Source organism: Streptomyces sp. NPDC001415 (genome assembly GCF_053597395.1).
Genome location: NZ_JBSFIE010000018.1, coordinates 35,789 through 46,622 on the forward strand (window position 1 = coordinate 35,789; position 10,834 = coordinate 46,622).

The following is a 10,834-nucleotide window of genomic DNA, read 5'->3' on the forward strand; positions in this document are numbered from 1 at the left end:
CTTCACGTATGGCACGTTTTCGCCCAGGTAAATACGTCGTACGTCACCTCATGTCGCTCCTCGTGATCCTGCTGGCCGCCGTCGTGGGGGTGCTGCTGTATTTCAACGAGCGCGATGTGCGCCAGCGGGAGCACACGCTGGGCGACCTGCGGGCGGCGAACGGCGTGTACATCGACACCAGCATCCAGAAGGTCGACCCGGTCGCCCGGGAGCTGACGCTGCGGGTCCTGGTGCTCCCCCGGGGTACGTTGCGGGAGCAGACGGATCCGTACACCCCGGCGGTCGATCTGCGGGTGGAGACCTCTTCGCTGATCCAGGGCAGCCTGGACTTCAAGGCGGGCCGGCAGGTCTCGTACCAGGACGTGAAGGTGAGCCTGGACGGCGGTTCCGTCTCGGACTACCCCTTCGACCGGTACTCGACCAGCATCGGTTTCGCCGCCGAGGCGGGCGGCAAGGAGGTGCCGGTCGCCGTCTCGCTGCGGGACGTCGACGCGTTCTTCAAGCCGTCGGTGGTCAGCCGCAGCGAGGGCCACGGGCTCGCCTCGTTCGAGATCCGGGTCAGCCGCTCGCGGGCCACGTTCATCCTGGCCTGGTTCATGATGTTCATCATGTGGGGGCTCGCCCTATCGGTGCTCGGCGCCAGCTGGGTGATCACCGACCAGCGCCGGGGGCTGGTGTGGCCGGCGATGGCCTGGATGGCGGCGACCCTGTTCGCGCTCGCCGGGTTCCGCAACGCTGCCCCGGGCGGCCCGCCGGTGGGCTGCCTGCTCGACTACGCCGCGTTCCTGTGGGCCGAGGCCATCATCTCCGCCTGCCTCGTGGCGGTCGCCGTGACCGGCATCATCTCCGAATCGCGCCGCGGCACGGACGAGCCACCGGAGGCACACCCGAACCACCACACGGACAGCCGTGCGGCGGGCGACGGGGGCAGCCACTGAGCACTCCTTCAACCCGCTTACGTTCCAGCACAGTTGGGCGCCTCGGCCCCGACCCCCGGGGCACCGCGTCATTCCCTGCCTCGTCCCGCCCGGCGCCAGATCACCACCATGCCGAGCACCAGGACGATCGCCGCGACGACCACGATGACGCCCTTGATCGCGAGGTCCATGAGCAGGTGGTGGGCCAGGCCGTCGGAGCCGGCCGCGAGCGCGCTCATCGCCGGCCGCCCGGGCGCCGGGCGGAGCCGGATCCGCCTTCCAGTCGCCGGGCGGCCGCGCGCAGGGCCGCCCGCGCCGCGGGCTCGGCGAACCGCCGGGCGTCGTCGAGGCGGCCGCGGCGCTTGAGCACGAGCGCCACGGCGAAGGCGAGCAGGGCCAGCATCACGACCGCGCCCGCGATCAGCGCGAACCTGATGAGCATGAGGTTGAGATACGTCTCCATGGGGGACCTCCGGTCGGACACGTCGTATCACGCTTGTGATAGAAACCAATTTATCACGGACGTGATAAAAAGAGGCCATGCCCAAGTACGTGGATCCCGAGGCCCGCCGCCGCGAGGTGGTCGACGCCCTTTTCCGAGTGGTCGTACGCGAAGGCCTGCAGCGGGCCTCGCTGCGCGTCGTCGCGGACGAGGCCGGGCTCAACATCGGCTCCCTGCGGCACTACTTCGCCAGTCAGCAGGAGCTGATGGAGTTCGCGATGCGCTCGATGCTGGAGCGGGTCGGCAGCCGGCTGCAGCGCCGCGTGGAGGAGATCGGCACGCTCGCCGAGCACCCGGCGGCCGAGCAGCGTCGGCTCGTCGCCGACCTCCTGTGCGAGTTGCTCCCGCTGGACGAGCGCCGCCGCGCGGAGGTGACCGTGTTCATCGACTTCGTCACCGCCGCCCGCACCAATCCGGCCCTCGACGACCTCGCCCGGGAAGCGGCGGTCGGCGCCCGGGGCCTGATCCGCCGCGTTCTCGTACGCCTCGACGACTCGGGGGCCGTGCGGCCCGGGCTCGACCTCGACCAGGAGACCGAGCGGCTCACCGCACTCGTCGACGGGCTCGGCCTGGACGCGGTCCTGCGCCCGGACGTGCTCGCGCCCCGGGCTTCGGCGGAGGTGCTGCGAGCCCACCTGGAGAGCCTGCGCCCACCCAGGCTCTGAGGGCCGTCCAACACGACCGCCCCGGCCGGAAGGGATCCGGACGGGGCGGCGGTGTGCTCAACTGCGGTCCCCCGTAGGGGAGTTGGGTCAGGCGATGGTGGCGATGGCCTGGTTGAAGGTCACCGACGGGCGCATGACCGCGGAGGCCTTGGCGGCGTCCGGGTGGTAGTAGCCGCCGATGTCGGCCGGCGAGCCCTGCACCGCGATGAGCTCGTCGACGATGGTCGACTCCTGCTCGCTCAGCGTCTTGGCCAGGGCCGCGAACGCACCGGCGAGCTGCGCGTCCTCGGTCTGCTTGGCCAGCTCCTGCGCCCAGTACAGGGCGAGGTAGAAGTGGCTGCCGCGGTTGTCGATGCCGCCCAGCTTGCGGCTCGGCGACTTGTCCTCGTTGAGGAAGGTGCCGGTGGCGCGGTCGAGGGTGTCGGCGAGGATCTGGGCGCGCGCGTTGCCCGTGGTCGTCGCGAGGTGCTCGAAGCTGACCGCGAGCGCGAGGAACTCGCCCAGGCTGTCCCAGCGCAGGTAGTTCTCCTTGACCAGCTGCTGGACGTGCTTGGGGGCGGAGCCGCCGGCGCCCGTCTCGAAGAGGCCGCCGCCGTTCATCAGCGGGACCACCGAGAGCATCTTGGCGCTGGTGCCCAGCTCCAGGATCGGGAACAGGTCGGTGAGGTAGTCGCGCAGCACGTTGCCGGTGACCGAGATGGTGTCCTCGCCACGGCGGATGCGCTCCAGGGAGAACGCGGTCGCCTCGACCGGCGACATGATCTCGATCCGCAGGCCCTCGGTGTCGTGCTCGGCCAGGTAGGTGCGGACCTTCTCGATGAGGACGGCGTCGTGCGCGCGGCCCTCGTCGAGCCAGAACACGGCCGGGTCGCCGGTGGCGCGGGCGCGGGTGACGGCGAGCTTGACCCAGTCCTGGATGGGCAGGTCCTTGGTCTGGCAGGCGCGGAAGATGTCGCCCTGGGCGACCTCCTGCTCCAGGACCACGTTGCCCGCGGCGTCCACGAGGCGGACGGTGCCCGCTGCCGGGATCTCGAAGGTCTTGTCGTGGCTGCCGTACTCCTCGGCCTTCTGCGCCATCAGGCCGACGTTGGGCACGGAGCCCATCGTGGCCGGGTCGAAGGCGCCGTGCGCGCGGCAGTCGTCGATGACGACCTGGTACACGCCGGAGTAGCTGCTGTCCGGAAGCACCGCGAGGGTGTCGGCCTCGGCGCCGTCCGGGCCCCACATGTGGCCGGAGGTGCGGATCATGGCCGGCATCGAGGCGTCGACGATGACGTCCGACGGCACGTGCAGGTTGGTGATGCCCTTGTCGGAGTCCACCATCGCGAGGGCCGGGCCCTCGGTGAGCTCGGCCTCGAAGGCCGCCTTGATCTCGGCGCCGATGTGCGGCACGCCGTCGAGGCCGTTGAGGATGGCGCCGAGGCCGTCGTTCGGGGACAGGCCGGCCGCGACGAGCACGTCACCGTACTTGTCGAACGTCTTCGGGAAGAAGGCGCGCACCACGTGACCGAAGACGATCGGGTCGGAGACCTTCATCATCGTGGCCTTGAGGTGGACCGAGAACAGCACGCCCTCGGCCTTGGCCCGGGCGATCTGCGCGGTGAGGAACTCGCGCAGCTCGGCCACGCGCATCACGGAGGCGTCGACGACCTCACCCGCGAGGACCGGTACGGACTCGCGCAGCACGGTGGTCGTGCCGTCCGCGGCGGCCAGCTCGATACGCAGCGAACCGGCCTCCGCCATGACCGCGGACTTCTCGGTGGACCGGAAGTCGTTGGCGCCCATGGTGGCGACGTTCGTCTTCGAGTCGGAGGTCCACTTGCCCATGCGGTGCGGGTGGGCCTTGGCGTAGTTCTTGACCGACGCGGGGGCGCGGCGGTCGGAGTTGCCCTCGCGCAGGACCGGGTTGACGGCGCTGCCCTTGATCTTGTCGTAGCGCGCGCGGACGTCCTTGTCCTGGTCGCTCTTCGGGTCGTCCGGGTAGTCCGGCAGCGCGTAGCCCTGGCCCTGCAGCTCGGCGACGGCGGCCTTGAGCTGAGGGATGGAGGCCGATACGTTCGGCAGCTTGATGATGTTCGCGCCGGGCGTCTTGGCCAGCTCGCCGAGCTCGGCGAGGGCGTCGTCGATCCGCTGGCTCTCCTGAAGGAACTCGGGGAAGCTAGCGATGATGCGCCCCGCGAGGGAGATGTCACGGGTCTCCACAGTGACACCGGCGGTCGAGGCGTACGCCTGGATCACGGGCAGGAACGAATGCGTCGCCAGGGCCGGCGCCTCGTCAGTGTGGGTGTAGATGATGGTCGAGTCAGTCACCGGGTGCTCCGCTCCACGTCTGCAACATTGCTCGACATCAAGATATCTCGTGATCGCCCCGGGTCACGACGGGGCCCCGGCCCGAGCCCCCGGCGACGGGGGCCCGTCGGCGGCCAGGGGCTCCCGGTTCAGGGGCGTACGGCACGCGCCTCGAAGCGGCCCCGGCCCAGCTCTATGAGGAACGAGACCTGCTGCCCCTCGGACAGCGTCCGGGTCTCCCCCTCGATGTCCTCCCGCCGCACGTAGATGGCGTCGTGCTGCCCGATCGGCACGACGAATCCATAGCCCTTCTCACGGTCGAAGTACTGGACGATCCCCTCGCACCTCTCGCTCATTGCCTCACTCCTCGGGTGATCGCTTTCACGGCCCCCGAGGGGTCGGGAAAGGGGGGAACCGGCTGGGTTCACAAAGGATAAGGATCCGGGTTCACAAGGGATGGGGACGGGACACGGCCTCCCGCGCCGGAACAGGCCTGCCCGCGAGGGGGCTCCTGCCGTCCTGGAAAGAGAACCGTCCACGGCACCGACCGCGGCCGGGCTCTCCCGCCGAAGCGGACATGTTCCTTACTGGTAGGTATACCGCCGTACTGCGCATTTGATACCTGCCGGACGCTGCCGCCGGGATGCGGGGAAGCCAGGAGACCGGGAGACCGGGAGACCCGAAGGCGAGGAGGGCAGGAGGGCAGGAGGGCAGTAAGCGAGCCCGGCGTAGGGGCCGCGTCAATTCCGGCGGGCGGCACATCAGCGGTCCATTAAGGCATGCCGCCATATGTGGTGCGGCCCCATAGCGTCCTCACCCATGGGACGACTGACCACCCGCAACGTGGCGGGACACGGCGCCGCACCCCGGCGCAGGAACGAAGCAGTGGTGTACGACACCACATGGGGCGGCGAGGCCCGTTCGGCGGCGGGCTGCGCGGGGGTGCTGCTCGGACTGCTGCTCGCCATCGATGCCGGGGCGGGCACCCTTACCGTCCGGCGCGCCCTGCTGTGGGGCGCTCTCGCCGCCCTGCTGTTCGTCGTGCTCTGGCCCGCCCGGGTGTCGGCGGGAGCGGGCAGCCTGGTCTCGCGGGGGCTGCTGCGGCGGGCCGAGGTCCGTACCGACCGCCTGACGTCGGTGCGCTGGTCCGACGGCGTCGCCCAGCGTCTGGTACTGCGGGACACCGAAGGCCACCGGGTCGAGATCGACCCGAAGGTGCTCGTCGCGAATCCCCCGCTGTGGCACGCCCTCGACCGGGACGCCCGCACCAGCCTCGACCAGGGCGTGCTCCGTTGCGGCGAGACGGCGCTGCGTCAGATGGCGGCCCGGGTGGACCGTGAAACGGCCCGCACGGTCTTCAACCTCTCCGGCCTCCGTTAGCGCCGAGCGCCCACCGATGTGGTGACGGCCCGCCAGTTTCGATCGGCCCCGCCTACGCGGAAGTTACGTCGCGCGGCCGGAGGTATCGCGCGGGTGGGACGGCGTGGCACCGGCCCACCTGGGCCCACCTGGGCCCACCTGCGAGGACGCTCTGCCCATGGGGCAGGATGGCAGCCCGTTCCGTGTGCGTACCGCCCGAACGAGGCTCCAGGCAGCACGGCCTGACAGGCGACAAGGTGACAAAGTGACGACACATCACGTACGGCGATCAATGGCGCCCCACGCTCAACCTCCGACCCTTCGCCGCCCGGAGCGTGTCCGTTGAGCCGGGGCCTCGTGCTGCACGACTGGGTGGTGGCGTCCATAGCGATGGCCGCGGGCGTCGCGGCCGGGCTGCTCCTGCGCGTGCTGCTGAGCTGGCTGGGCAAACACGCCCGAAGAACGCGGTGGACCGGGGACGACATCATCGTCGACGCACTGCGTACGATCGCGCCCTGGGCGGCCACCGCCGCCGGCACGGCAGTAGCGGCTTCGGCGCTGCCCCTCACCACGCGGGTCGCGGGCATCGTCAACCATTCGCTGACCGCACTGCTCATCCTCGTCATCACCTTCACTGCGGCCCGGGTCGTCGCGGGGCTCGTCCAGTCCCTGGCGCAGTCCCGGACCGGGGTGGCCGGCTCGGCCACGATCTTCGTCAACATCACGCGGGTCGTGGTGGTCGCGATGGGCGTCCTGGTCGCGCTCGAAACCGTTGGTGTCTCCATAGCGCCGCTGCTCACCGCCCTCGGAGTGGGTGGCCTCGCGGTAGCCCTGGCTCTTCAGGACACCCTCGCCAACCTCTTCGCTGGAGTGCACATCCTCGCGTCGAAGACGGTGCAGCCCGGTGACTACATCCGGCTCAGCAGCGGGGAGGAGGGCTATGTCGTCGACATCAACTGGCGCAACACGGTAGTGCGCAACCTGTCGAACAACCTCGTGATCATCCCCAACGGCCGGCTCGCCCGTACGAACATGACCAACTACACGCGCCCGGAACAGGAGTTGACGGTCCTGGTGCAGGTGGGGGTCGGCTACGACAGCGACCTGGAGCACGTCGAGCGGGTGACCCTGGAGGTCGTCGACAGCGTGATGGCGAACATCACCGGTGCGCTGCCGGGACACGAGGCCGCCGTCCGCTTCCACACGTTCGCGGACTCCAGGATCAACTTCACGGTGATCCTGGGTGTCGGCGAGTTCAGCGACCAGTACCGGATCAAGCACGAGTTCATCAAGCGGCTGCACCGGCGGTACCGGGCGGAGGGCATCTCGATCCCCGCCCCGACCCGGACCGTCTCCCTCCAGCAGGATCTGCCCGAGCCATCGCCGGCCCCGGCTCCGGCCCCGGCCTCACCCCGGTCCACATCCGCATTCCCGCACCAGCGCGAGGCCCCGCCCTCGACCCCGGGCCTACACCTGTAGACCCACATACGCCCACATATACCTAGACCCACATATACCTCGACCCACATATGCCGCAGACCCATATATGTCCGCCCGCATATGTCTGCCCACACGCATCGCCGCACGTATGTCAGCGCCCATGTGCCGACGCCCAACCCTGGTCCTCGACCACATAGGCGCGTGACACATGGGCACATGACACATGGCGAGCACGGGGAACATGGCGGCACATGGGCGGGTGGCACATAGGCACGCGGCGCATCAGCACAGCGCACCGGGGCGGCCAACCGTCCCCGTCCTCCCGTAGCCATCCATTCCCGCAGGTCAGCGCCCCTGTCAGTGCCCGGTGGTAGCGTCGGAGCATGACGCCGGAAGAGCTCGCCAATCTCGTGCACCTGCGCCGAGCGCGGGATCTCATCGACCGCGAGTACGCCAAGCCGCTCGACGTGCCGACCATGGCCCAGCACGCGCTCATGTCGCCGGCGCACTTCTCGCGACAGTTCCGTGCCGCCTACGGCGAGACCCCGTACAGCTATCTCATGACCCGGCGGATCGAGCGGGCGATGGCGTTGTTGCGCGGGGGCATGGGCGTGACCGACGCGTGCATGGCGGTGGGCTGTACGTCGCTGGGGTCGTTCAGTTCGCGGTTCACCGAGATCGTGGGCGAGACGCCGAGCGCGTACCGCGGCCGGGGGCACGACGCGGTCGTGGCGATGCCCGCGTGCGTGGCGAAGGTCCGCACGCGCCCGACGAGAAATCCTCCGAGCGCACCGAGCAGGATTCGAGAAGCGGGCGACAACGCCGCCGCCTAACGTTGACGGCATGACCATCGCACTCCAGTACTGCCACATCACCGTCAACGACGTGGACGAGGCGCTCGGTTTCTACCGCGACGCGCTCGGCCTCGAAGTGCGCAACGACGTGGCCTCCGGCGGATTCCGCTGGGTCACGCTCGGCAGCACGACACAGCCGGGGCTTGAGATCGTCCTCTCGGAGCCGCATGCCGGCCGTTCCCAGGCCGACGGCGACGCCATGCAGGAACTGCTCACCAAGGGTGTCCTGCCCATGTGGGTCTTCAGGACGGACGATCTCGACACGACCTTCGAGAAGGTACGGGCCTCGGGCGCCGAGGTGCTCCAGGAGCCCATCGACCAGCCGTGGGGGCCGCGCGACTGCGCCTTCCGGGACCCCTCCGGCAACCTGATCCGGATCCAGCAGCAGGCCAAGGAGTAGGGAAGAGCTAGGCGTTGATCCGCCCCGCACCGACGGCCGCAGGGGGCGACGGGGCGGACCGGCGGGTCCGCCCGCAGCGCCTACGGCAGACCCGAGAGCGCGCGAACCTTCTGGTATTCGGCCACCGCGTGAGAGACTTCGCATGGCTGCATGTCATGGACAGGACATAAAAGCCACAGGCATCTTCGCGATGCGCGACGCATCCTCGCGGGGCGCAACGCATCCTCGCGGGGCGCAACGCATCCCCGCGGTGGGCAAGGAGAAGGGCGACGGCGCCATGAACAGATCCGCCTCCAGGGGCTTGGTCCGAGTGAGCCTCGCGCTGGGCTCGGCCCTGGTGTCGATCGTGCTCTGCACCACGGTGAGTACGGCGGCGCCCGGGGCCGCGGGCGGCGTCACGGGTACGGCTTCCGGCGCGCGCACGGGCAGTGAACGCGCTTGCCCCGTCGTGTACTTCGACCTGGGCGAGACACTCGTGCACACCGCCGACGACGGCGCCATCACCTACCGGCCCGGCGCGGCCTCCTATCTGCGCGCTCTGCGCGAGCGTCACATCGACGTCGGGCTGATCACCAACGTTCCGCCCTCCTGGGGCAGGACCGACGCCGAGCGTGCCGCCAGGCTGAAGAAAGACGTCGACGCCTCGTGGCGGGGCCCCGCGCCCTTCGCCTGGCAGGACTTCGGAGACCGGATCCTCACCCCCCGTACCGAGACGGAGCGCAAACCGGCACCTGCCCTGTGGCAGCGCGCGAGTGCCGAGTCCGGGGGCTGCCGACTCGTCTACCAGGCGGAGACCACCGAGGAGGTCTACGTCGCCGCCTCGCAGGGCTATGTGCCGTACCAGGTCGGACAGCCCCACCGGCCCGCGTTCCTCCCGGTCGGGCTCGTCGAACTCCTCGGCCACCGGCCCCGCTGACCGACGTCGGCGCCGCCGTGCCCCGCTGAGGCGCGCGCCTTTCCGGACGCGTACCTCAGCGGGGATACGTCCGCGCTGCGGCTACGTGTCCGGCTGCGGCCCGCGGCGTCCGCCTCCGGTCAGGCGCCGGGCCGGGTCACCCGTTTCATGGCTCTCCTCGTCCGCCGTGGGGTCGTCGCGAGCGGCCGGGTCCCGCGCCCCCGTGTCCCGCGCCGGGCTCCCGGCTTCGACGCCGGCCGGCCTCACCACCCCGCTGCGCAGGAGCAGTTGGAAGACCCCGAGCAGCACCACCGTCGCGAGCGCGCTGTGCCACAGCAGGGCGTCCAGGCGCCCGGCGGAGAGATACGCGCCCACGGCGATCGCGGCCAGTGCGCACACCGCGCGGTCCACGATGCTCTCGACCGAAAGCAGCGTGGCTCGCGGGGCGTTCGCGGGTATCGCGTCGTTCACCAGCTTGCGCTGGACGGGGTACGCGAAGCCGGTCGCGGCGGCGAACAGGCAGAGCAGCGCGACGACAGCCCACGGTCCGCCGAGCGTCATGGCCGCCAGGGTGCCCGCGAGCGCCAGGCTGAGGATCGACACCCAGGCGACCGGTGTCAGGCGACGGCTCAGCCACTGTGGGCGGGCCGAGGCCACCGCCTCCGCCACCGTCATCGCGGCCAGCACTCCGCCGTGCGAGGCCTCCGCGATGCCGTGGTCGAGCAGGATCGGCTGGAAGAGGTTGACCTGGCAGATCCGGGACAGGGTGAAGACCGCCACGCCCTGCACCATCACCAGGGCCAGCCACGGCGAAGAGGCGACACAGCGCAACGCGGTGCCCGCGTCCCGCAGAAACGCGCCGCCCCTGCGCCCTCCGTTCGCCCGGCCGGCCGGCTCCCCCGTACCACCGTCCGTCCCGGCGAGCCGGGGCAGTGCGACGGCGCACACGAGAGAGCCCGCGGCGCTGGCGGCGCTGAGCATGTACGGGGCCGCGTGGGCGACGGCCATCAACGGGCCGACCAGCGGCCAGCACACGACCTTCGCCGCGAGCCCCAGGGCCCGTGCGGTGCCTTCCGCCTTCAGATAGTGCTCGTCGCACTTCTCGGCCCGTAGCCCTTCGTACAGATAGGCGCTGGCCGCGCCCGAGGTGAGCGAGCGGCCCACGGCGATGGCGAGGAAGTGGACGAGGAAGCCCGCGTACGAGGCGCTGACCACCGGAGCCAGGTTCGCCGCCGTCATCACCACCGCCCCGGCCCGCAGGCAGTTCCGGGCGCCGATCCGGTCGGCGATCAGCCCGGTCGGGATCTCGAACAGGCAGAAGGCCACGTAGTAGATGCTCTGGATGCCGAAGATCTGCCCGTCCGAGAGCCCGGCGGCCTTCTGGTAGGCGTAGAACACCGGCATCCACCACAGCAGGTTGAACAGCAGCTGGAAGCCGTAGTTGAGCCGGATGATCCGGCGGGCGGTGGCCGTCGGAACGGCGCCCGCCTCCTTGCCGGGGCGCGGAGGCACA

Annotated in this window: 12 protein-coding genes; 7 read left to right on the forward strand and 5 right to left on the reverse strand. The window is 70.3% G+C overall.

The genetic code is table 11. The annotated features are described in order from the left end of the window. Positions 1-8: 8 nt before the first annotated feature. The gene (locus ACWC2B_RS23365; RefSeq protein ID WP_450719572.1) at positions 9-938 is read left to right on the forward strand and encodes a DUF4436 family protein; all 930 of its coding nucleotides are present in this window, start codon (positions 9-11) and stop codon (positions 936-938) included. Positions 939-1,006: 68 nt separating this feature from the next. Here ACWC2B_RS23365 and ACWC2B_RS23370 read toward each other — a convergent pair whose 3' ends face one another. Further along, positions 1,007-1,156, reverse strand: a complete 150-nt coding sequence (locus tag ACWC2B_RS23370; RefSeq protein ID WP_450719574.1) for a hypothetical protein — start codon at positions 1,154-1,156, stop codon at positions 1,007-1,009. Continuing rightward, positions 1,153-1,380, reverse strand: a complete 228-nt coding sequence (locus tag ACWC2B_RS23375; protein WP_450719576.1) for a hypothetical protein — start codon at positions 1,378-1,380, stop codon at positions 1,153-1,155. Before ACWC2B_RS23375 ends, ACWC2B_RS23370 begins: the two co-directional genes overlap by 4 nt. Positions 1,381-1,457: 77 nt before the next feature. Here ACWC2B_RS23375 and ACWC2B_RS23380 point away from each other — a divergent pair, with 77 nt between their 5' ends. After that, entirely contained in the window at positions 1,458-2,084 is a 627-nt protein-coding gene (locus ACWC2B_RS23380; RefSeq protein WP_450719578.1) for a TetR/AcrR family transcriptional regulator, read from the forward strand. 87 nt (positions 2,085-2,171) lie between these two features. Here ACWC2B_RS23380 and ACWC2B_RS23385 read toward each other — a convergent pair whose 3' ends face one another. Further along, entirely contained in the window at positions 2,172-4,394 is a 2,223-nt protein-coding gene (locus tag ACWC2B_RS23385; RefSeq protein WP_450719580.1) for an NADP-dependent isocitrate dehydrogenase, read from the reverse strand. Between the two features lie 128 nt (positions 4,395-4,522). Next, a complete protein-coding gene (locus ACWC2B_RS23390; RefSeq protein WP_450719582.1) occupies positions 4,523-4,729 on the reverse strand; it encodes a cold shock domain-containing protein in 207 nt (68 codons plus the stop codon). A 463-nt stretch (positions 4,730-5,192) separates the two neighbouring features. Between ACWC2B_RS23390 and ACWC2B_RS23395 the strand changes: the two genes are divergently transcribed. The 5 genes from ACWC2B_RS23395 to ACWC2B_RS23415 all read left to right on the forward strand — a co-directional run bounded on the left by ACWC2B_RS23395 (position 5,193) and on the right by ACWC2B_RS23415 (position 9,342). Next, a complete protein-coding gene (locus ACWC2B_RS23395; protein ID WP_450719584.1) occupies positions 5,193-5,753 on the forward strand; it encodes a hypothetical protein in 561 nt (186 codons plus the stop codon). 321 nt (positions 5,754-6,074) lie between these two features. Then, positions 6,075-7,211: a mechanosensitive ion channel family protein gene (locus ACWC2B_RS23400; protein WP_450719586.1), complete on the forward strand. Its 1,137-nt coding sequence runs from the start codon at positions 6,075-6,077 to the stop codon at positions 7,209-7,211. A 344-nt stretch (positions 7,212-7,555) separates the two neighbouring features. Further along, positions 7,556-8,005: a helix-turn-helix transcriptional regulator gene (locus ACWC2B_RS23405; RefSeq protein ID WP_450719588.1), complete on the forward strand. Its 450-nt coding sequence runs from the start codon at positions 7,556-7,558 to the stop codon at positions 8,003-8,005. Positions 8,006-8,015: 10 nt separating this feature from the next. After that, entirely contained in the window at positions 8,016-8,426 is a 411-nt protein-coding gene (locus ACWC2B_RS23410; protein WP_450719590.1) for a VOC family protein, read from the forward strand. Between the two features lie 310 nt (positions 8,427-8,736). After that, positions 8,737-9,342, forward strand: coding sequence for a hypothetical protein (locus tag ACWC2B_RS23415; RefSeq protein ID WP_450719592.1), 606 nt, complete (start codon positions 8,737-8,739; stop codon positions 9,340-9,342). Positions 9,343-9,423: 81 nt separating this feature from the next. On the opposite strand, the gene ACWC2B_RS23420 is transcribed toward ACWC2B_RS23415, so the two are convergent. Continuing rightward, complete coding sequence (locus tag ACWC2B_RS23420) at positions 9,424-10,833, reverse strand: MFS transporter (RefSeq protein WP_450719594.1); 1,410 nt, start codon at positions 10,831-10,833, stop codon at positions 9,424-9,426. Position 10,834: the final 1 nt, after the last annotated feature.

What these genes read in the sequence shown, in the direction of transcription:
- ACWC2B_RS23365 (WP_450719572.1), top strand. Translation starts at nt 9, where the DNA reads ATGGCACGTTTTCGCCCAGGTAAATACGTCGTACGTCACCTCATGTCG.
- ACWC2B_RS23370 (WP_450719574.1), bottom strand. Translation starts at nt 1,156, where the DNA reads ATGAGCGCGCTCGCGGCCGGCTCCGACGGCCTGGCCCACCACCTGCTC.
- ACWC2B_RS23375 (WP_450719576.1), bottom strand. Translation starts at nt 1,380, where the DNA reads ATGGAGACGTATCTCAACCTCATGCTCATCAGGTTCGCGCTGATCGCG.
- ACWC2B_RS23380 (WP_450719578.1), top strand. Translation starts at nt 1,458, where the DNA reads ATGCCCAAGTACGTGGATCCCGAGGCCCGCCGCCGCGAGGTGGTCGAC.
- ACWC2B_RS23390 (WP_450719582.1), bottom strand. Translation starts at nt 4,729, where the DNA reads ATGAGCGAGAGGTGCGAGGGGATCGTCCAGTACTTCGACCGTGAGAAG.
- ACWC2B_RS23395 (WP_450719584.1), top strand. Translation starts at nt 5,193, where the DNA reads ATGGGACGACTGACCACCCGCAACGTGGCGGGACACGGCGCCGCACCC.
- ACWC2B_RS23405 (WP_450719588.1), top strand. Translation starts at nt 7,556, where the DNA reads ATGACGCCGGAAGAGCTCGCCAATCTCGTGCACCTGCGCCGAGCGCGG.
- ACWC2B_RS23410 (WP_450719590.1), top strand. Translation starts at nt 8,016, where the DNA reads ATGACCATCGCACTCCAGTACTGCCACATCACCGTCAACGACGTGGAC.